This is a genomic window from Cupriavidus sp. HMR-1 (genome assembly GCF_000319775.1).
In the GTDB taxonomy this organism is placed as follows: domain Bacteria; phylum Pseudomonadota; class Gammaproteobacteria; order Burkholderiales; family Burkholderiaceae; genus Cupriavidus; species Cupriavidus metallidurans.
In genome coordinates this window covers 41619-62869 of sequence record NZ_ANKP01000026.1, presented here as the reverse complement: position 1 = coordinate 62869, position 21251 = coordinate 41619, and the positions used below count along the sequence as shown (strand labels likewise).

Sequence of the window (21251 nt, the reverse complement as noted above, 5' to 3'; positions counted from 1 at the left end):
GAGGCACTCTCGCACTCAGACGGAGACGGTGGGCCCCGTGGCCACGGACGCGCGCATCGATGCCCGCGTAACGTGTTCGTCACGGAGCCCACCATGCAGACCAGCAATGTTCTTGTCATCGGGGGCGCCGGTTTCATCGGCAGCCACCTGATTTCCCGCCTTGCCGGCGCAGCCACCGCCTCCGGTGCGCCGCTCGATCCGGCCTCCAGTCCCGATAGTCCCATCGCGCCCGATCGCATCATCGTCGGCACGCGCAATGTCGAGCATGCCCAGCACCTGCTGCTGCTGCCGCGTGTCGAAGTGATCGAACTTGGCCTGGCCGACGACGCGGTGCTCGACGACGCCATCGGCTCGCTTGGCGTCGACGGTATCGTCGTCAATCTGGTTGGCGTCCTGCATGGCGAGCGTGGCGACCCGTATGGGCCGCAGTTCGCCGCCGCGCATGTCGATCTGCCGCGCCAGGTCGTCGAATCCTGCAAGCGCACTGGCGTTCGCAGGCTGCTTCACATGAGCGCGCTCGGCGCCGATCCACAAGGACCGTCGATGTATCTGCGCAGCAAGGGCGATGGTGGGAGGATCGTGCGCGAAAGCGGGCTCGACTGGACGATCTTCCGTCCATCGGTCGTATTCGGTCCCGACGATCATTTCCTGAACCTGTTCGCCCAGTTGCAGCAGATGGCGCCGGTGGTGCCGCTGGCGTGCGCCCACGCGCGATTCCAGCCGGTGTTTGTGCTGGACGTGGTGCAGGCCTTCGTCAATGCGATGGTCCATCCCGAAACGATCGGGCAGGTCTACGAGCTTGGCGGTCCGCAGGTCTACACGCTCGAGGAACTCGTCCGCTTTGCCGGCCGCGCGTCGGGGCATCCCCGTCCGGTCATCGCGCTACCCGACGCGCTCGCGCGGATGCAGGCGGCGGTGCTCGAACACGTGCCCGGTGGCACGGTGCTGTCGCGCGACAATCTCGACTCGATGCGGCTGGACAACGTGCTGGCGCACCCGATGGCGGCCGAGCTTGGCGTGCGCCCGGTCAGCCTGGAAGTCGTGATGACCGACGTGCTGTCCGGCCGCAATCGCGACAGCGCGCTGCGGTTCATGCGGGGCAGCGTGCATCGATGACCGGGGCTAGCGCCCGATCGATGTGATTGCGGCTCACACGCTTGCGAGCGTAATTCGCTTGGAATGCGCCCGGCGAGGTCGATAGAATGACCGGTTCGGGGCGCGCGCGTTGCTTTCCGTACGTTCACCGCCCGAAAACCTTTTGACCCTCGCCCCAAGGATCTGCGATGAAGCTCGTCATCGGCAACAAGAACTACTCTTCCTGGTCGCTGCGCCCGTGGCTGTTGCTGCGCCACGCCGGCATTGCCTTCGAGGAAATCGCGGTACGTCTGTTCACGAAGGAGTTCGCGACCGAGATCGCGCGCTATTCGCCGGCTGGCAAGGTGCCGGCGCTGATCGATGGCGACGTGACCGTATGGGATTCGCTGTCGATCAGCGAATATGTCGCCGAACGCTTTCCGGAGAAGGCCCTGTGGCCGAAGGACGCCGCCGCGCGCGCGCTGGCGCGTTCGATCTGCGCCGAGATGCATTCCGGGTTTGGCAACCTGCGCAGCCAGATGCCGATGAACGTGACGGCAATGCTGCCGGGGCTGGGCTGGAACGTCGCCGTGCAGCGTGACATCGACCGCATCGCGTCGATCTGGACCGATCTGCGCACGCGCTACGCGTCCGAGGGTCCGTTCCTGTTCGGCGGCTTTACGATTGCCGACGCGTTCTACGCGCCGATAGTCAGCCGCTTTGCCACCTACGGCGTGCATCTGCCCGAAGCCGCCAAGGCGTACGCTGACTTCGTGCTGGCGCTGCCCGCGATGCAGGAATGGGCGGCGGCGGCGCGCGAGGAACGGGACTTCGTCCCGGCCGATGAACCGTATCGCACCGAGCCGGATCGTCCGGACGCGATCATCGTTTCGGGTTGATTCATGCAGGTGTACGCAGTGGGCGGCGCCGTCCGCGACCAGTTGCTCGGAAAGCCGAGCCAGGACCGTGACTACGTGGTGGTGGGCGCCACGCCCGCGGACATGGAGGCCGCCGGCTTCAAGCCGGTGGGCAAGGATTTCCCGGTCTTCCTCCATCCGCAGACCAAGGCCGAGTACGCGCTGGCGCGGACCGAGCGCAAGACTGCGGTCGGCTACAAGGGCTTTGCCTTCTATACCGGCGCCGACGTGACGCTGGAGGAGGATCTCGTCCGGCGTGACCTGACCATCAACGCGATGGCCCAGGCGGTGGACGAGCATGACAACCTCGTCGGCCCGGTGATCGACCCCTATGGCGGCCAGAAGGACCTGGCCGCGCGCAAATTCCGCCACGTGTCCGACGCCTTCGCCGAGGATCCGGTGCGTATCCTGCGCGTGGCGCGTTTCGCGGCGCGCTTCCACGATTTCACGGTGGCGCCGGAGACCGTCGCGCTGATGCGCAAGATCGTCGACGCGGGCGAGGTGGATGCGCTGGTGCCCGAGCGCGTCTGGCAGGAACTGTCTCGCGGGTTGATGGAGGCGAAGCCGTCACGCATGTTCGACGTGCTGCGCGAGTGCGGCGCGCTGGCCCACCTGTTGCCGGAACTCGATCGCCTATGGGGCGTGCCCCAGCGCCCGGAATATCATCCCGAAGTCGATACCGGCGTGCACGTGATGATGGTGATCGACTACGCGGCGAGCGTCGGCGCATCGCTGCCGGTGCGCTTCGCCGCGATGGCGCACGACCTTGGCAAGGGCACCACGCCCGAGGACATGCTGCCCCGGCATATCGGACACGAGCAACGTGGTGTCAAGTTGCTCGAAGCCATCTGCCAGCGCCTGCGCGTGCCGAACGATTGCCGCGAGCTGGCCCTGGTGGTGGCGCGCGAGCACGGCAATATCCATCGCAGCATGGAGTTCGGCGCGGCGGCGGTGACGCGGCTGGTCGAGCGTTGCGACGCGCTGCGCAAGCCGGAGCGGTTCGCCGAGGCGCTGCTGGCCTGCGAGGCCGACGCGCGTGGGCGCCTGGGTTTTGCGGACAAGGACTACCCGCAGGTGGCTCGCCTGCTGGCTGCGCGCGATGCGGCGGCTTCCGTGGACGCCGGCGCGATTGCCAAGGCTTGCGGGGACAGGGTCGATCAGATCAAGGACCGGGTGCACAAGGCCAGGGTGGTGGCGGTGGCGCAGCGGCTGGGGATGGCGGAGGAGTAGGGGGCGGCCCCCTACAGCAGCTTCCCGATCACCAGCGCCGCCAGCGACAGCAGGATCGTCGACGCGAACGGCAGCACGTACTCGCGGCCGAACAAGCGGAACCGGACATCGCCCGGCAGGCGTCCCAGCCCGATCTTCTGCAGCCACGGCAGCGAGGCTGACAGCACGATCACGCAGAGAAAGATGGTGAACGTCCAGCGCAACATGGCGACCCGGGCTCCCTTAGTAGACTTAGAGTGCGAAGCTGCGGTCGCCGCGCGCGAAGCCGTCTAGCGGCATGGCGTCGTCGATGCCGCGGGTGAGGGCGATGACCTTGAACAGCTCGCCCATCTCCGCTTCAGACAACAGCTTCTGCACAGCATTGGCCTGCGGCAGGAATGCGCGGGCGTCGCTCGGATCGAGCGACATCATCAGATCCGTGATGCCGGCATTCATCAGGAAGCGCGCCTGCGAGGCGTAGCCGGACACTTGCAGGCCAGCCTCCACGGCCGCCTGGGCGATGCCGCTGAAGTTCACGTGCGCGGTGATGTCCTGCAGTCCGGGGTAAAGGAACGGGTCGGGGTGTGCGTGATGACGGTAGTGGCACATCAGCGTGCCGCCGGTACGGTGCGGATGGTAGTACTCGGACGCCGGGAAACCATAGTCGATAAAGAACGCCGCGCCGCGCGCCAGCAGCGCGCCCACGGCGCGGGTGAATCCTTCCGCTTCGGCATGGGTCTCGGTGACGATGTCGTGGTCGCCCGGAATCCCGAGCAGTACCTCAGGGATCGCGCCGTCCTCCAATGGCCGGTCTTCGAAGGCGAAGGCCTCGGCGCCCGCCTTTCCATCCTTCGCGCAGACCACGCCACGTTCGTGCCAGCGGCCGCCAATACGCGCGTACAGCCGCACCGGCATTGCATCGAGCACTTCGTTGCCCACCACCACACCCTCGAAGCGGTCCGGCAGGGCGTCCAGCCAGGTGACGCGCCCGGCCAGATGCGGGGCCCGCTGGTCCAGCGTGGCCTGCTGGCGCGCACGCAGTTCACCGGACAGTTCGACGATCTGGTAGGTGTCTGGCAGCGCATCCTCGGTTTCGAGCGCGAGCAGCAGGTCGGCGGCCAGCCGGCCGGTGCCCGCGCCGAATTCCATGACGCGCGGCAGGTTCATCCTGATCAGGGGCACGAACTGGCGCGCCAGCGTGCGGGCGAAGAATGGCGTCAGTTCCGGGGCGGTGATGAAATCGCTGCCGTCGCTGACGTCGCGGCCGAACTTGGCCGCACCGCCACTGTAGTAGCCCAGCCGGGGGGCGTAGAGCGCCAGCGACATGAATCGATCGAAGCCGATCCAGCCGCCCGCTGCGTCGATGGCGCCGGCAATACAGATGGAAAGGGCCGCAGAGGCGTCCAGCGCATCTGCGGAGGGAAGGGGTAGACTAGCGACTTTCTGCATACCGCGAATTGTAGCAATGCCAGATTCTCAGACTACGGGCACTTCACAGGCTTCGGGCGCCAATTCTCGCGGCGTGGCGCTGGTCACCGGCGGCGCGCGCCGCCTGGGCCGTGCCATCGCCCTCGAACTTGCCGCACAAGGCTGGGACGTTGCCGTTCACTGCAACCGCTCGCGCGACGAAGCGGACGCGCTGGCCACCCAGATCCGCGGCCTCGGACGCCGCGCCGCCGTGCTGCAGGCCGACCTGTCGAATGAAGCCGCCACGGCCCGGTTGATTCCCGCCTGCATCGACGCACTCGGCGTGCCGGCCTGCCTGGTCAACAACGCGTCGCTGTTCCAGTACGACGTGGCGACGAGCTTCTCCTATGGGTCGCTCGACACACACATGCGCACCAACGTGGCGGCCCCGCTGCTGCTGGCGCGTGAGATGCACAAGGCGCTTGGCGCCGGCGGCAACGAGACCGGGCAGCTCGGCGTTGTGATCAACCTGCTCGACCAGAAGCTGAACAACCTGAATCCCGATTTCCTGTCGTACACGCTGTCGAAGGCCGCGCTGCAGACTGCCACGGTGCAGCTTGCGCAGGCACTGGCGCCGCGTCTGCGGGTGGTGGGCGTCGCGCCCGGCATCACGCTGGTGTCCGGCGACCAGTCCGACCCGGGCTTTGTCCGCGCCCATGGGATGACGCCGCTGGGCCAGTCGTCTACGCCGGAAGACATCGCGCAGGCCGTGGCCTACCTGGCCGTGGCGCGCGCCGTTACCGGCACCACGTTGTACGTCGACGGAGGCCAGCACCTGATGCCGCTGGCCCGCGACGTGATGTTCCTTACTGAATAAGCTGTTTCTGATTTGCCAGCCATGACCTTTGCCGCCCTCTCCCATCCCAGCCTGCAAAACTGCCGTCGCATGTTCCTGCGCAACTATGAAGTGCAGATCAACATTGGCGTGCACGAATTCGAGAAGAAGGGCGAACAGCGCGTGCTCGTCAATATCGACCTGTTCGTGTCGCTGGCCGAGACCACGCCGCAGGCCGACAAGCTCGAGGAAGTGGTCGACTACGACTTCATGCGCAACACCGTGGCCGAGCGCATGGCGCGTGGCCATATCCACCTGCAGGAAACGCTGTGCGACGACGTGGCGCGCGCGATGCTGCAGCACCCGAAGGTGCGCGCCGTGCGCGTGTCGACCGAAAAACCGGACGTCTACCCGGATTGCGATGCCGTCGGCGTGGAAGTGTTCCACGTCAAGCCCGCCTGATCTGGCCGCTCTGCCCGAGCGGGGCCGCGCAGCGCCGGGCGGTGGGCTCCAGTAGAATGTTGGCCCGTTGAAACCGGGCCATTGTTCCGCGCCCGTACTGATCCAGGTATGTCATATGAGTCACTCCGCTAACTTCTATCGTCTCGAAACCCGTCTGCAGTCGCTGACCGGCAAGGCCATCGGCGACTTCGGCATGATCGAGGACGGCGACACAGTGCTGGTCTGCATGAGTGGCGGCAAGGACTCTTACACGATGCTGTCGGTGCTGACGGCGCTTCAGAAACGGGCGCCGATCCAGTTCAAGCTGATCGCGATGAACCTGGACCAGAAGCAGCCGGGCTTTCCCGAGCATGTGCTGCCGGCATACCTGAAGTCTCTCGGCGTGGAGTATGTGATCGTCGAGGCGGACACGTACTCGATCGTCAAGGAGAAGGTGCCCGAGGGCAAGACCACCTGCTCGTTGTGCTCGCGCCTGCGCCGCGGCGTGATCTATCGCACGGCCAAGGAGCTGGGCGCCAACAAGATCGCGCTGGGCCATCACCGCGACGACATCGTCAATACGTTCTTCCTGAACATGTTCTTCGGCGGCAAGATGAAGGCGATGCCGCCGAAGCTGGCCACCGACGACGGCCAGCACATCGTGATCCGGCCGCTGGCGTACTGCGCGGAGAAGGACATCGCGTCGTATGCGCGTGCCATGGCATTCCCGATCATCCCGTGCAACCTGTGCGGCTCGCAGGAAAACCTGCAGCGCAAGAAGGTGAGCGAAATGCTGCAGGCATGGGAGCGCGAGAACCCGGGCAGGATCGACAACATCTTCTCGGCGCTACGCAACGTGGTGCCGTCGCACCTGGCCGATACGGACCTGTTCCCGTTCACGGGGCTGGCTACCGGGTTGGGCAAGATCGACGAGGCATCGCTGTTCGGCGAGACCACGTTCACGCAGCAGGCGCTGACCTTCACGGGCAATGTCGAGGCGAACCGGATGGAGTTCGTGCGCTTCGACAAGATCCAGAAGGCCCAGGAGGCGTCGGAACAGGCTTCGGAACCGTCGGCCTGACGCCTCCCCCCGCCTCCCCCCGCCTTCCCCCAAGGTTGGCTACTGTGACGCCTGCGCGGAGCGCCCGGGCTCGCGCATCAACGCCTGCACATCCTCGATCCATCCCTGGAAGCGCTTGACCGCGTGGGCCTTCTGTTCCGGCGTGGTCAGGTTGGCGATCGTCACCGTCAGGTTGATCCCCGCATCGGTACTCCGCTGCTGGCCCGTGGCCGGGCGCTGCCAGTCGTCGGCATAGTGACGCAGCATCTCTTCGGCCTGCGCCTTGGGCGGGCGCGTGGTCGAGATCTCGCGCGCCAGCGCCACCCATTCCTGCTGGCGGCGCACGCGCTCGCTGTAACGGGCGTCGGCGTTCAGCATATAGGGCCCCATCGCGTCGCGGATGGCCTTTTCCTGGTCGCGCGAGAAGCTGCCATAGACCAGCTTGGCATAGTCCATGATCTTGTCGTAGCGGGCATCGGTGCGCGCGTCGGCATCGGAGCCGAGGAACTGCTTGCGATATTTCGTATTGCTCTCGGCGAACTTCGTCTCCATCCGCTTGATCTGGTCGGGCGATAGCGTGAGCATCAATTCTGCAAGGTCAGGAATCGTGTTCTCGTACGCCTGACGTCCCAGTCGCTGGCTGTCCTGCTGGGCCTCCCGGATCATCGCGATATCGACGGGTCCGGCCACCTCGCCCTTGACCCGGGCAAGGACCTTGGTGACTTCCGGAAGCTGCGAGCGCCGGTGCCACGCGAAGAATCGGGCGATGGCGTCGCGTGTCGGCACCTCCTGGGCATCCGAGACATCCACGTAGCGGTCCACCCACCAGTAGGCGAGCCGGTCCCCCTGCTCGTAGCCCAGCTTCATGGCGTTGCAGCCGCCAAGTACCGCGACGAACGTGAGTGTTGCGATCGCCACAAACACGCGACGTGACCAATTGTGAAGAATGGTAATTCGGCGTGATATGGCCAGATCGGTCCGGGGGGGCGTGCTAGAATCTGCGCGCATGTTTCCAGGGGCGGCGGATCGCCCGCCAGCCCAAGCGTGGCAACGGTTTGGGCGCGGCCAGCCAGTTCGGCGCACGGCCGGACGCGACGCTCCCAGGCACGGATTTTCCAGCTTATTCTCAGACACACTCACTTAGGGACCTCCTTGTGAATATCGTCATTCTTGCCGCGGGCATGGGCAAGCGGATGAACTCCGCGCTGCCCAAGGTGCTGCACCCGGTGGCCGGCCAGCCAATGCTATCCCACGTCCTCGATACCGCGCGCACGCTGTCGCCGTCGCGGCTCGTGGTGGTGGTGGGTCATGGTGCCGAGCTGGTGCGCAAAGCCGTTGGCGCGGACGATGTTGCCTTTGCCGAGCAGGCTCAGCAACTGGGCACCGGCCACGCCGTGATGCAGGCCCTGCCGCTGCTCGACGACAGCCAGCCCACGCTGGTGCTGTACGGCGACGTGCCGCTGACCTCGGTCGACACCCTGAAGGGCCTCGTGCAGGCCGCCGGCGCCGAGCGCCTGGGCGTGCTGACTGTCGAGATGCCCGATCCTACCGGATATGGACGGATCGTTCGTGACGCCGCCGGCAATATCGTGCGCATCGTCGAGCAGAAGGATGCCAGCGAGGACGTTCGCGCGATTCGCGAGATCAACACCGGCATTATCGTCTGCCCGACGGCGCATCTGCGCCAGTGGCTGGCCACGCTGCGCAACGACAACTCGCAGGGCGAGTACTACCTGACCGATACGATCGAGCGCGCCGTCAATGATGGCGTGGAGGTCGTGTCGGCCCAGCCGGCCGCGTTGTGGGAGACGCTCGGCGTCAACAGCAAGGTCCAGCTTGCCGAGATCGAACGTATTCACCAGCGCAACATTGCCCAGCGGCTGCTGGAGGCGGGCGTCACGCTGCTCGATCCGGCACGCATCGACGTGCGCGGCGAGCTAACCTGCGGGCGCGACGTCACCATCGACGTGGGCTGCGTGTTCGAGGGTCGTGTGCACCTGGAAGACGGCGTGTCCGTCGGCGCGCACTGCGTCGTTCGCAACACGACGATCGGCGCCGGCGCGCGTATCCAGCCGTTCTGCCACTTCGAGGACGCCAAGGTCGGGCCGGACGGACGCATCGGACCGTACGCGCGGCTGCGCCCGGGCACGGAGCTCGGCCAGGACGTGCATATCGGCAATTTCGTCGAGATCAAGAACAGCCAGATCGCCGACCACAGCAAGGCCAATCACCTGGCCTACGTGGGCGACGCGACGGTGGGGCAGCGCGTCAATATTGGCGCGGGTACCATTACCTGCAATTACGATGGCGTGAACAAGCACCGCACGGTGCTCGAGGACGATGTGTTCATCGGCTCCGACACCCAGCTGGTGGCGCCGGTGACGGTGCGCCGCGGCGCCACGATTGGCGCGGGGACCACGCTGACCAAGGAAGCGCCGGCCGACAAGCTGACGTTGTCGCGCGCCAAGCAGATGACCCTGGATGCGTGGCAGCGTCCGGTCAAGCAACCGAAAAAATAAGAGGGGTTCAAAACATGTGTGGCATCGTTGGGGCGGTCTCTCACCGCAATATCGTTCCTGTCCTGATCGAGGGCCTGCGCCGTCTCGAGTACCGTGGCTACGATTCCTGCGGCGTGGCCGTGGTGCGTGACGGTATTCTCGAGCGCGCCCGTACCGTATCGCGCGTGGCCGAACTGGACGCGCAGACGCAGTCGTCTGGCCTGGCCGGCCACATCGGCATCGCGCACACGCGCTGGGCCACGCACGGCAAGCCGGACACCGTCAACGCCCACCCGCACTTCTCGGACGAGACCATCGCGCTCGTTCACAACGGCATCATCGAGAACTACGAGCCGCTGCGCGACGAACTGCGCGCGGTCGGGTACGGTTTCGAGTCGCAGACTGATACCGAAGTGGTGGCGCACCTGATCCACCAGGCTTACACGTACCCGAGCAGCGCCACGCGAGGCGACCTGTTCGGCGCGGTGCGCGCGGTCACCAAGCGCCTGCATGGCGCCTACGCGATCGCCGTGGTGGCCAAGGACCAGCCGGACGTGGTGGTCGGCGCGCGCGCCGGCTCGCCGCTGGTGGTGGCACTGGGCGAGGGCGAATCGTTCCTGGCTTCTGACGCGCTGGCCGTGGCCGGCACCGCCAACCGCATCGTCTATCTGGAAGAGGGCGATGTGGTCGAGATCTCGCGCGGTGGCGCGCGGATTCGCGACGTGCTCGACCACGAGGTCGAGCGCGAAGCGCGCGTGGTGGAAGCCCACGCCGCCGCGGTGGAACTGGGCCCGTACCGGCACTTCATGCAGAAGGAAATCTTCGAGCAGCCGCGCGCGCTGGGCGATACGCTGGAAGGCATCTCCGCGATCACGCCCGAGCTGTTCGGTGAGAACGCCGCGCAGGTGTTCTCGGAAATCGACAGTGTGCTGATCCTGGCCTGCGGCACGAGCTACTACTCGGGCTGCACGGCCAAGTACTGGCTCGAATCGATCGCGAAGATCCCGACCCAGGTGGAAGTCGCCAGCGAATACCGCTACCGCGACACCGTGCCGAACCCGCGCGCGCTGGTGGTGGTGATTTCGCAGTCCGGTGAGACGGCCGACACGATGGCCGCGCTGCGTCATGCCCGCTCACTGGGCCACACGCACACGCTGGCCGTCTGCAACGTGGCGACGAGCGCCATGGTGCGTGAGACCGAGCTGAGCTTCCTGACACGCGCTGGTACCGAGATCGGCGTGGCGTCGACCAAGGCCTTCACGACACAACTGGCTGCGCTGTACATGCTGACGCTGGCGCTGGCCAAGGTGCGCGGCTACCTGACCGATGCGCAGGAAGCCGAAGCCCTGACCAACCTCCGCCACCTGCCGGCAGCGCTGCATGGTGTGCTGGCGCTGGAGCCGCAGATCATCGCGTGGTCGGAAGACTTCGCGCGCCGCGAGAACGCGCTGTTCCTGGGGCGAGGCCTGCATTACCCGATCGCCCTGGAAGGCGCGCTCAAGCTCAAGGAAATCTCGTACATCCATGCTGAAGCCTATCCGGCTGGCGAACTCAAGCACGGCCCGCTGGCGCTCGTGACCGAGGCGATGCCGGTGGTGACCGTGGCGCCGAACGACGCGCTGCTGGAGAAGCTGAAGTCGAACATCCAGGAAGTGCGCGCCCGCGGTGGCCGTCTCTATGTGTTCGCCGACTCGGACACGCATATCCAGTCGTCGGATGGCATCCAGGTGATCCGGATGCCCGAGCACTATGGTGCGCTGTCTCCGATCCTGCATGTGGTGCCGCTGCAACTGCTGGCGTATCACACCGCCTGCGCACGCGGTACCGACGTCGACAAGCCGCGGAACCTGGCCAAGTCGGTGACGGTGGAGTAAATCCGGTTTTGACCGCCGTCCGTATCATTACTTGATCTCGGACGTGTCTCGCTTTGTGCGGGCAAATGAGTGCCGCTCATACGGCGGGGCGGTAGCCGCAGATGCTGGACGGCGTCTGCGGCCCGTCTGCGGCTGCCTTGCGGCAGTCATGAGAAGTTTCTTATACGTCTCTTTTCTTCCGCGAATTTCCCATTCAGACAACGGTGTGCCCGGCCGGAGTCCTCGCCATTCGCATGGTTGCATCGACCCAACAGAAGAGCGTTGCGCGTTGATCCGGGGCTATTGACACTCGTAGGTCACATCGGCCACTATCGTGCCGTCCAATCCCGGCATTGCACTTGCCGGAAGTCGCGGACAACAGAATCAAAAGAACATAATCGGGTTATTGGGAGCAGCGCCTCACCAGAGAGTGGGGCCTGTTGTCAGAAGAAACCGGGGGTCAAGATGAACAGGGTCAAGGCAACACTCGTCCAGTGTCCGCAGTCGATCATTCTCTGGCGACACTAGCATGCACGCGCCGCTCTGCAACAACGCAAGCGCGCCGCGCCGTTCCAACTTAGCAGCTTCCCGCTCAATCAGGAGGGGAGGGCTTCGTTCGGTAATTGTGCGTGCTTCTGGATTTACGCTCATCGAAGTCATGGTGACGGTGGCCATCATCGCCATCCTGGCTGCGATTGCAATCCCAAACTACAGCGACTACGTTCTGCGTGGCCAGCTCGCCAATGCTACCAACATACTCGGGGGCATTCGGGCGCAGATGGAGCAGTACTATCAGGACAACCGCACTTACGCGGTTTCCGGGACGTTCTCTCCCCCGTGCCTGTCGATTACCGCGGTTGCCCAGTTCACGTTGTCCTGCACGATTTCGAATAACGGCAACAGCTATCTCATGACCGCCACGGGCTCGGGGCCCACGGCCGGCTTCACCTATACGGTGAACGAAGCAAACGTGCAGCAGACCACCGCGGCGCGAGCAGGCTGGAACACTTCCAATACCTGCTGGGTCACCAAACGAGGCCAGGTGTGCTGATGTACGCCGGCACGCGGCGCGGCTTCACGCTGATCGAACTGATTACCACGGTCTCCGTGTTCGGCATTCTGCTGGCCATGGCCGCGCCGAATTTCATGAGCTGGATCCGCGACGCGCAGGTACGTACCGCGGCGGAAGCCTTGCAGAACGGCCTGCGCGTTGCGCAGGCCGAGGCCGCGCGGCGCCATCGCCAGGTGGCACTGGTACTGACCAATGGCGCGACAGCGGCAGGAGCTGCTGCACAGGCCAATGGCAAGAACTGGATCGTCAACGTCATTGCCAATACGCTCGCCGGGGATGGCTCCGACAGCAGCGATGCAATGCTGGTGCAAAGCGGTGCGCTTGGCTCGGTGTCGCCGACAGCGCAGATCACCGGACCAGCCGCAATTTGCTTCAATTCGCTGGGTCGGCTCACCACGCTGAACGACGGCACCTATAACTGCACCATCCCGGCAACCGGCGTGGTGACGTATAGCGTGACCAGCAGCCAGTCCACCGCGGCTCGCAATCTCAATGTGACAGTGAGCCTGGGCGGCTCGATTCGCATGTGCGACCCCGCCAAGTCGCTATCCCAGGGGGCGCCTGATGCGTGTTCGTAGACGCGAGGCATACCGCATCCATCGCGCCCGGTGCCGGCAGTCCGGGATGACGCTCATCGAGGTGCTGGTGTCGATGATTCTGCTGACCGTTGCCTTGTTGTCGATGGTGATCGCGCAGGCCCGCGTGTCGCAGATGTCGTCCGATGCCGAGGACCGCAACCGCGCCGCCATGCTGGCTAACGAGTTGGCGACGATGATGTGGCAGAACCGTACCGTCAGCCTGCCAGCCTCGGTCGTCTCCACGTGGCAAACGATGGTGGCCACCAATGTCAGCTACAGGAGTGCCACGACATCGAGCGCGGTGGGCAGTGGCCTGGGCGGCTTGCCCAATGGTACTGGCACGGTCTCCGTCAATGCCGCGACGAATACGGCCACGATCACGATAACCTGGCAGGCGCCGTCACGTGGCATCAACGCGGCGGTTGGCATGAGCGGCACAAGTCAGTACGTCACGCAGGTGGTGCTGCCATGACCATCCCAAGATCTCGGACGAGGTTATCGCGTACCGCTCGCCAGACTGGTCTCAGCCTGATCGAGCTCATGGTGGTATTGGTGATCAGCATGATCATCGTGGGCGCGGTGTTCGGCATGATGAGCGTCTCCGAGGGGCGGAAGCGCACCACCATGTCCGTCAATGACATCAACCAGGGTGGCATGTTCGCCCTGTACCAGCTTGACAAGGCGGTACGCAGTGCCGGATCGGGATTTTCCCAGAACTGGCCGCTCACCTATGGCTGCCGACTCAACGTCAACCTCAACGGGGACCAGATTCTGCCGTTGCCGGCGACCATCGCTGCGCCATTCACCGGCTTGCCGGCACAGCTGGGCGGGTTGCGGCTGGCACCTGTGTTGATCGTGCAGAACGGCACGCCCTTGGCGACCGGAAGCTCCGACGTTCTTATCACGATGGCGGGCAATGCCGGCTTTGGCGAGATTCCCGCCGAGTTTTCGGGCACGGCGCCGGCGCTCGCAGGGAATGTGGTGAACCTCAGCCTGGTAAACACCATGACGTTCAACGACGGCAATCTGGTGCTGGTGGCGGACCGCAACGATGCACAAGGCAACGTACAGCCTTGCTATGTCGGCCAGGTGCAGACCGGCTTCACAGGCAGCGTGGCGGTACAACTTCCGCTTGCGGGGGCCTACAACGCTTCGGCTGGCAAGGATGGCGACGCCACCAGCATCTCCGCCACGGGCATCGCCATGAACTTGGGAAATGTCGGCGCGGGTAACCTGCCGGGATTTGCTGTCTACGGGGTTGGCGCAAACCAGACACTGATGTTCTACGACCTGTTGCAGTCGGGGGGCAACGGTTATGGCACGGTGCCGCTTGCAGATGGGGTGCTGGAAATGCATGCGCTATATGGCATCGATCCGAACAACAACGGCACCATCAGCTGGCAGGCCCCGACGGGGGCATTCGATGCCGCTCAGTTGTCGAACGGCAGCCAGACCGCTGCGGCGAATCTCTATGCGATCAAGGCCGTACGTATTGGACTGATACTGCGGACATCTCTGCCCGAGCGGGCGCAGCAGTTGATTGGGAGTCCCAGTACGGCCACCGCGACCGGCGTCGTCAGCCCGGGTCCGCTGGTGCTCTTTGCCGATGTGCCGGGTCTGTCCTATACCCGCACGCTGCAGGGCGCGGAACAGAACTATCGCTACCGCGTTTTCGAAACCACCATTCCCTTGCGCAACACGTTGTTGCAACGCTGACGATGCCGATCAAGCCAAACGTTCGTCCGGTTCGTGGCTCTCGCGGTCCATTGCGCCAGCGCCAGTCAGGCATTGTCCTGCTGGTCACGTTGATCGCCATGGTCATCCTGGCTATCGGCACGGTTGCGCTTCTTCGCTCTTCCGATGCCGCCCTGTTCAATGCTGGGAACCTGGCATTCAAAAGGGATTTGACCAATCGGGGCGAGATGGCGATTGCCGCGGCCAAGACGGCGCTAACCAGTGGCGCGCTCAGCGCCGAGCCGACGCGACAGAGCGATCAGCCGGCCAGCGGCTACTACGCCACGATGCAAGCGACGGACAAGCACGGCGTGCCGAACAATCTGGTCAGCCTGGCCACGGCGGTAGCGAATACGAAGATCAATGGTGGTGACGGCATCACGATCTACTACATGATCGACCGCCTGTGTACCACAGCGGGATCGACCGATCCAGCCAATGGCTGCGTGGTCAGTTCGATTGGTTCCGCAAAGGGTGGGACGGCCTTGCCATATCGCGGTCAGGCGCAACCGCCTTCCGTGCCTGTCTACCGCATCAGTGTGCGTGTGGACGGACCACGCAGCACCCAGACCTTCCTGCAGACAACCGTTTCTCTCTGAGTTGCCCGAATTGCCATGCACGCCAATCACGCTCAAGGTTGGAAGGCCAGCGTTTCACGGAAGCCTTCCCTCGCGACTTTCCTGCGCTACCTGCTTGCCAGCACGCTATCGCTGATTGCGTTGCTGGGGTCGGCGGCGCAAACCGACCTCGCGGACCAGCCGCTCTTCAGCTCCGTATCTGTTCCTGGCAACCTGCTGCTCTCGTTATCGGTGGAGTATCCGACCGCCAACAGCATTGCGTACGTCGGCGACTATCAGGCGGGGGTCAAATACCTGGGCTACTTCGATCCGCTCAAGTGCTATACGTACAACTACGACAGCAAGGTCGACAGCAATAACTATTTTGTCCCGGCAACGGCTGCCAACAGCAGTTACCAATGCGCCAGTGGCAACAAATACTGGAGCGGCTCGTTCCTGAACTGGGCGACGATGCAGACCATCGATCCGTTTCGATGGGCACTGACGGGCGGCTATCGTTTCACCGATACGGCGTCCCTGACCGTTCTCGAGAAAGCCTGGGCGTCTGGCCAGGGCGGTTCCGGCGAAACCCCGAATCGTACTATCAGCGGTAGCACCACTGTGGCGGCAGTCACACCGTTCAACTGGAAGAACATCAGTGTGCGGATCTGGGGCGCCGGCAACAAGCTCTACTTCACCAACAGTGGCAATCTGGATAAGGACTCGGTCAGTGTCTACAATCCCGGATCGTCGTCTGTGAGCTCCTCAAGCGTGTGGTCAGTCATCGTGCGAGCCAAGGTGTGCGACCCGGCGCAACCGGAGAGCAACTGCATCAAGTACGGGACCAATTACAAGCCGGAAGGCCTGATGCAGCAGTATGCGCAACGCATCCGGTTCGGTGCCTTCGGCTACATCAACGACTCGAGCATCATGCGCGATGGGGGGGTGTTACGCGCCAAGATGAAATTCATTGGCCCCACCCAGCCGGTTCCCGGTCAAAGTGCCAAGAGCAATACGCAAGCGGAGTGGAGTGCAACGGACGGAACCATGCTGGTCAACCCGGACACTGCTGATGCCACTGCCAGTGGTGTCAGCAACAGCGGGGTAATGAACTACCTCAACAAGTTCGGATCGCTTTCCCAGACCTACAAGACGTACGATCCTGTTGGCGAGCTCTACTACGCAGGCATCCGCTACTTCAAGAATCTGGGTAACGTGGCCGCGTACTCCAACGTGACGCAGGACGCGAACGGCAAAAACGTCAGCGCCAGCACTACGGCTACCTACATTGATGGGTTCCCGGTGGTACAGAAGTGGGATGACCCCATCCAGTACTCTTGCCAGAAGAACTACATCCTCGGCATTGGTGACGTCAATACGCATGCCGATGCCAATTTGCCGGGCAGCACCATCATCAATAGCAGCTATGAGCCTTCGCTGCCTGCGGAGGTCTCGAGCGATTCCACGGTCAACGTTGATTCCGCGACCAAGCTCGTGGGCAAGATGGAAGGGATCAGCAATCTCAACACGGCCGGGCCCTCGTGGTGCTGTGGAGACAACAACACGTTTCTGATGGCCGGGCTTGCCTACGATTCGCACGTGCGGGATATTCGCCCGAACGATTTCAAAGACAGCCTCGGAAACAAGTCCAAGATCCAGACCATCTCCACCTACTGGCTGGATGTCCAGGAATACCAGAGCTACTACTACCAGAATCAGTTCTGGCTGGCCGCGAAGTACGGTGGCTTCAACGTCCCCAACGGCTATAGCCCGACCAACACGACTGCGCTGGCGCAGTCGTTATGGAATGCGAGCACCAATACCGACCCCAATGGCAAGCCGATGCCAGACAACTACTATCTGGCCGGCCAGGCTGACCTGATGGTGAAGGGTTTGAATTCAGCGTTCCTTAACATATCCAATGACATTCAGGCCGCCACCACGGCGCTGGCGGTGTCGTCGGCCAATGTGAGCCTGACCGGTAACATCGGGTATTCGGCTTCATACAATTCGGCAAGCTGGAGCGGCGATGTCATTGGCAGTTCGCTCAGTTTCGATCCCACAAAAGGGACGCCCATCCAGCAACAGGCGTGGTCCGCGCAGGCGCAACTGGCGAGCCAGGTTGCCTTGGGAAGCAATACAGGCTGGGACAAGAAACGCATTATCGCCACCAGTACCGCAGTGGGGGCCGCGAAGGGCGCGCCGTTCAGGCTGGCGAGCCTGAGTGCGACCAATCAGACCGCGTTGAACAATTCGACGCTGAAGAACTGGAACAACCAGGACTTTCTGAACTACCTGCGCGGCGACCGCAGCAACGAAGGTTCGAATGGCAAGGCCGTATATCGTCAGCGCACGAGTCTGCTTGGCGATATCGTTGGCTCGAAGGTAAGCGCCGTCGGCCCACCGATCTCGGTGCTGTCCAGCGCAACCAACCCGGGCTATGCGGCATTCAAGAGCAATAACGCCACGCGCAATCCGGTGGTCTACGTCGGCGCCAACGACGGCATGATGCACGCCTTCGACGGCACGCTGGCCACCACGGGTGGCAACGAGTTGTTTGCCTATGTGCCGAGCTTTCTCTACCAGGGGCCTTGCAACTCGGGTTGCACACCGACGGTGGATGGCCTGGCTTCGTTGGGATTGCCTGGCAACAGCTTTGTCCATCATGCAATGGTGGATGCCACACCGCAGGCGTTCGATATCGATTTGTCTCGCGCGGGCGGCGCGAAGCCTGCTTCGGCGAGCACGTCGAACTGGCACACGATGTTGATCGGAGGCCTGGGCAAAGGCGGCAAAGGCTACTATGCCCTGGATATCACCAATCCCGCGGCGCTGACGACAGAACAGGCCTTGTCGGCAGCGGTGATGTGGGAGTTCGGTGGCCCGTCTGGTTCGCAGGCAGGAAGCCTGGGTTTCAGCTACGGCGACCCGATTGTGGTCAAGACCAAGAAGTACGGCTGGATCGTTGCATTTCCATCGGGCTATAACAATAGCGATGGTCAAGGGTGGCTCTTCATCGTGAATCCGGTCAACGGCGCCTTGCTGGAGTCGATCCCGACCGGGGCCGGCTCGGTAAGCAATCCCGCAGGTCTTGCCTATGCGTCGGCATACGTTGCCGACTATACGGACAACACCGCAGACTCGATCTACGCTGGCGACCTGCTTGGCAATGTCTGGCGTTTCGATCTGACGCAGACTGGAACGACGGCTTATCCGGTGGCCACCAAGATTGCGACGCTCACCGACCCGAACGGCGCTGCGCAGCCCATCACGACTCCGCCGTTGATTGAGATCCAACCGAACTCGCTCAAGCGTTACGTCATGGTCGGCACCGGCCGGCTCCTCGGCAGCACTGATGTCAACAGCAGTCAGACGCAGAGCTTCTACGTTATCTACGACGGCGTAGTCCAGCGTTTCAACAGCAGCACCGATCTGCCCACCGGGGTGTCGTTCCCGATCACGCGTGCGAATCTCAACGCGGACACCAACCTGGTGAACGGCATTGGCAGCGCGCCAAAATCACTGATGGGGTACTACATCGACCTTGGCCAATCGACCAACAATGTTGCAGAGCGGGTGAATGTGTCGCCAGTATCAAACTACGGCACGGTTTCCTTCGCCGCCAACCTGCCCAACGGCGATGCCTGCAATCCCTCGGGGACCAGCCGCGTGTTCTCGCTGGATATCGGCACCGGGGCCAGCCGCGTGGTCAGCATTACAGGGACGCCGCAACCCTACTACACCAGCGGCGGCCTGGTGGTGGAGTTGTCATACCTCAACGTGAACGGATCTGTCCGGCTCGAGGCAGGCATGGACAACAGCGCAATCAATTCCGTCCCATTGATCCCGACGCTGGTACAGGCGATCCGCCAGATCAACTGGCGTGAAGTGCCGACGGCGGACTGACGCGACGCAGACTAGTTGGGAAGCAGACGGAATGCGGCGCACCTGGATTGCATGTGCAGTGGTCGCTGCGGGCCATCTGGCCATCCTGTATGGCGCTGGCTTGTGGCTGCCGCAAGCTGGACAGGGCGGCCGCCAGGACGATCGCCAGGTGCTGTCCGTCCATTTGTTGGCGGCGCCAGGGGAAGAGGCAACGTCGGCAGCAGCGCAAGGTGGGGCGGCGATGCCATCCGTCCCCGTCCCGAGTCGGCCGCGTAGCGATTCATATGGCATCGGTGCGCCGGCCGGCGCGACGCGACAGGATGCGGCGCTGGTGCATCAAGCGCAATCTTCCGCCGATCTCCCAAGGGTCCGGTTCTACACCACGTCCGAAGTCGATCGCCCAGCATTGCCCGCCAGCTCGCTCGAACTCCCGGACATCGCGGCACTCGTGGCAGACTCTTCATCGATGATGCTGCGTATTTTTGTCGACCGTGACGGCACCGTTTTGCGTGCCGAAGTTATCCGAGTCAGCGAAGGAAATCATGCCGCGGCAGCGCGATTGGCGTTGATACTCATGGAGACGCGCTTCGTCCCGGCGAAGCGTTCCGGCATGGATGTTGCGGCAGTCAGGGATCTGGAATTCAAGATTGAACCTTCCGGCGATGTCACTCGGGATGCTTGGCGTCCGGATGCCGGGCCGGCAGCCAATCCAACACCGGGATGACGAACGGCGCCAGGTCCCCCTGCTGCTGGTCGCCCATTCAGGCGCCGGTCGGCAGCATCGGCCGCGCGGGCGAGACACCTAGCGGGTCGTGCGCCACCACGCGTCCACGGCCCTCCTGCTTGGCCACATAGAGCGCGGCGTCGGCGCAGCGGTAGGCTGCCTCGAAGCCCTGTGCCGGCGGCAGGCAGCACAGGCCGATGCTCAGTGAAACGGCGCTGCCGTCGGGCATCAGGATCGCGCCCGCCTCCACGCGAATCCGTTCGGCCAGTGCCATGGCTTCAACGCCCGTCACATCGCGTAGCACGATGGCGAATTCGTCGCCACCAAGACGTCCAACGAGGTCACTGCCGCGCGTGTTGTGACGCAAGACCTGGCCGACGCTGGCCAGCACGCCATCGCCTTGCAGGTGGCCGAACGTATCGTTGATCGACTTGAAGTGGTCGACGTCGATCAGCACGAATGCCATCGGCGTTTCATTCCGTCCCGCCGCGGAAATGGCCTCCGGTGCCTGCATCTCGAAGAACGAGCGGGACATGACGCCGGTCTGCTGATCGAAATTTGCGCGCCGCTCGATGTCCTGGTTTGCCGCGCGCAACCGTTGCTCGGTACGGCTCTGGACCAGATACAGCGCGCAGCAGGCGCGCAGGAACGCCGAGAATGCGGCGGCGAACGTTAGCAGCGGCAGCATCGTGTCCTGCTGCCAGGACATGATCGTATCCATATGACGCAGCACGTGGATCATGCGCGCGAAGAGCGCAGCGGCCACCAGCAGGATTGCGAGCAGCAGAAGCCGTTGCACGAAGCGCAGCCCATGGCCGTGCAGGCTGACGACGTACGTCAGCAGCAGTGCCAGCTGGATCAGGAACGCGCTGGAGAAGACGATCGCGCGCTGCGCGTAGGTCCATCCGCCGTGCCAGGTCAGGCACCATGCGCCAAAGACCAGCGCGGCAACAAGCCAGCGCAACGCCAGTCCGGGCCAGACCGCGTCGTGCAGGAACACGCGCAGGGCGGTTTCGATCGTCGCGACGTTCGAGAAGATCAGCAAGTTCGACCCGGCCAGGATCATCCATGGCGGGAGGTTGCCGGCGGCCAACAGCAGCAGCGTGGCCATTGAGAGTTGCAGCCCGTCGAGAATCCACCAGCCCAGGCCGCGTTCGGCGCGTCCGGCGCGCCAGAAGCTGGCCAGTACTCCGGCAAGCAGTCCATGGGCCATGAACGCAAAGACATAGCTGGTCCTGATATCCAGGGTGTGAATCAAATCGGCGGTCATGCGGGGTGGGTTGCGCTTTGAGCCAGGCCGCCCGAGGGTGTTCGGGCCGGCAAAATGATGGCGACGGCTGGTCGCCCGGGGGGCCGATTCTACGAGCGTTCTATGCTCTCGCCGTCACAGTCTTCAGTCGGGTTGCC

The 21251-nt window shown here is 63.8% G+C and carries 19 protein-coding genes; 15 read left to right on the top strand and 4 right to left on the bottom strand.

Going from position 1 to position 21251, the window contains the following annotated elements; translation table 11 throughout:
• Positions 1 to 93: 93 nt before the first annotated feature.
• The 3 genes from D769_RS02675 to D769_RS02665 all read left to right on the top strand — a co-directional run bounded on the left by D769_RS02675 (position 94) and on the right by D769_RS02665 (position 3221).
• Positions 94 to 1116 (top strand): complex I NDUFA9 subunit family protein, encoded by a 1023-nt coding sequence (locus D769_RS02675; protein ID WP_008641848.1) that lies wholly within the window; start codon positions 94 to 96, stop codon positions 1114 to 1116.
• Between the two features lie 167 nt (positions 1117 to 1283).
• A complete protein-coding gene (locus tag D769_RS02670; protein WP_008641846.1) occupies positions 1284 to 1973 on the top strand; it encodes a glutathione S-transferase family protein in 690 nt (229 codons plus the stop codon).
• Positions 1974 to 1976: 3 nt separating this feature from the next.
• Positions 1977 to 3221 (top strand): multifunctional CCA addition/repair protein, encoded by a 1245-nt coding sequence (locus tag D769_RS02665; RefSeq protein ID WP_008641844.1) that lies wholly within the window; start codon positions 1977 to 1979, stop codon positions 3219 to 3221.
• 11 nt (positions 3222 to 3232) lie between these two features.
• Here D769_RS02665 and D769_RS02660 read toward each other — a convergent pair whose 3' ends face one another.
• Positions 3233 to 3427: a DUF2905 domain-containing protein gene (locus tag D769_RS02660; RefSeq protein WP_008641842.1), complete on the bottom strand. Its 195-nt coding sequence runs from the start codon at positions 3425 to 3427 to the stop codon at positions 3233 to 3235.
• 25 nt (positions 3428 to 3452) lie between these two features.
• Positions 3453 to 4649: an SAM-dependent methyltransferase gene (locus tag D769_RS02655; RefSeq protein ID WP_008641840.1), complete on the bottom strand. Its 1197-nt coding sequence runs from the start codon at positions 4647 to 4649 to the stop codon at positions 3453 to 3455.
• A 16-nt stretch (positions 4650 to 4665) separates the two neighbouring features.
• Between D769_RS02655 and D769_RS02650 the strand changes: the two genes are divergently transcribed.
• From D769_RS02650 to ttcA, 3 genes are all read left to right on the top strand, one after another.
• On the top strand, positions 4666 to 5484 hold the full coding sequence (locus D769_RS02650; protein ID WP_080709639.1) for an SDR family oxidoreductase: 819 nt from the start codon (positions 4666 to 4668) through the stop codon (positions 5482 to 5484).
• 21 nt (positions 5485 to 5505) lie between these two features.
• On the top strand, positions 5506 to 5904 hold the full coding sequence (locus tag D769_RS02645; RefSeq protein ID WP_008641837.1) for a dihydroneopterin aldolase: 399 nt from the start codon (positions 5506 to 5508) through the stop codon (positions 5902 to 5904).
• A 115-nt stretch (positions 5905 to 6019) separates the two neighbouring features.
• Positions 6020 to 6964: a tRNA 2-thiocytidine(32) synthetase TtcA gene (gene ttcA / locus D769_RS02640; RefSeq protein WP_008641835.1), complete on the top strand. Its 945-nt coding sequence runs from the start codon at positions 6020 to 6022 to the stop codon at positions 6962 to 6964.
• Positions 6965 to 7003: 39 nt separating this feature from the next.
• Here the strand turns inward: ttcA and D769_RS02635 are convergent, their stop codons facing one another.
• Positions 7004 to 7867, bottom strand: coding sequence for a DUF6279 family lipoprotein (locus D769_RS02635; RefSeq protein WP_008641834.1), 864 nt, complete (start codon positions 7865 to 7867; stop codon positions 7004 to 7006).
• Between the two features lie 230 nt (positions 7868 to 8097).
• On the opposite strand from D769_RS02635, the gene glmU reads away from it, so the two are divergent.
• From glmU to D769_RS02590, 9 genes are all read left to right on the top strand, one after another.
• Positions 8098 to 9462, top strand: coding sequence for a bifunctional UDP-N-acetylglucosamine diphosphorylase/glucosamine-1-phosphate N-acetyltransferase GlmU (glmU, locus tag D769_RS02630; protein WP_008641833.1), 1365 nt, complete (start codon positions 8098 to 8100; stop codon positions 9460 to 9462).
• Between the two features lie 14 nt (positions 9463 to 9476).
• The gene (gene glmS / locus D769_RS02625; RefSeq protein WP_008641832.1) at positions 9477 to 11315 is read left to right on the top strand and encodes a glutamine--fructose-6-phosphate transaminase (isomerizing); all 1839 of its coding nucleotides are present in this window, start codon (positions 9477 to 9479) and stop codon (positions 11313 to 11315) included.
• Positions 11316 to 11823: 508 nt separating this feature from the next.
• On the top strand, positions 11824 to 12345 hold the full coding sequence (locus tag D769_RS32900; RefSeq protein WP_081596762.1) for a type IV pilin protein: 522 nt from the start codon (positions 11824 to 11826) through the stop codon (positions 12343 to 12345).
• The gene (locus D769_RS02615) at positions 12345 to 12944 is read left to right on the top strand and encodes a GspH/FimT family pseudopilin (RefSeq protein ID WP_008641830.1); all 600 of its coding nucleotides are present in this window, start codon (positions 12345 to 12347) and stop codon (positions 12942 to 12944) included. The genes D769_RS32900 and D769_RS02615 overlap by 1 nt, the downstream gene beginning before the upstream one ends.
• Entirely contained in the window at positions 12931 to 13416 is a 486-nt protein-coding gene (locus tag D769_RS02610) for a prepilin-type N-terminal cleavage/methylation domain-containing protein (protein WP_080709641.1), read from the top strand. Before D769_RS02615 ends, D769_RS02610 begins: the two co-directional genes overlap by 14 nt.
• 89 nt (positions 13417 to 13505) lie before the next feature.
• A complete protein-coding gene (locus D769_RS02605) occupies positions 13506 to 14660 on the top strand; it encodes a PilW family protein (RefSeq protein WP_193750026.1) in 1155 nt (384 codons plus the stop codon).
• A gap of 2 nt (positions 14661 to 14662) precedes the next feature.
• Positions 14663 to 15277 carry a hypothetical protein gene (locus D769_RS02600; RefSeq protein ID WP_008641827.1) on the top strand — a complete coding sequence of 205 codons (615 nt, stop codon included), beginning with the start codon at positions 14663 to 14665 and terminating at the stop codon, positions 15275 to 15277.
• Positions 15278 to 15292: 15 nt separating this feature from the next.
• Positions 15293 to 19141 carry a PilC/PilY family type IV pilus protein gene (locus tag D769_RS02595; protein WP_008641826.1) on the top strand — a complete coding sequence of 1283 codons (3849 nt, stop codon included), beginning with the start codon at positions 15293 to 15295 and terminating at the stop codon, positions 19139 to 19141.
• Positions 19142 to 19172: 31 nt separating this feature from the next.
• Positions 19173 to 19844 carry a hypothetical protein gene (locus D769_RS02590; RefSeq protein WP_008641825.1) on the top strand — a complete coding sequence of 224 codons (672 nt, stop codon included), beginning with the start codon at positions 19173 to 19175 and terminating at the stop codon, positions 19842 to 19844.
• A gap of 37 nt (positions 19845 to 19881) precedes the next feature.
• Here the strand turns inward: D769_RS02590 and D769_RS02585 are convergent, their stop codons facing one another.
• Positions 19882 to 21114 carry a GGDEF domain-containing protein gene (locus tag D769_RS02585; RefSeq protein ID WP_008641824.1) on the bottom strand — a complete coding sequence of 411 codons (1233 nt, stop codon included), beginning with the start codon at positions 21112 to 21114 and terminating at the stop codon, positions 19882 to 19884.
• Positions 21115 to 21251 lie beyond the last annotated feature (137 nt).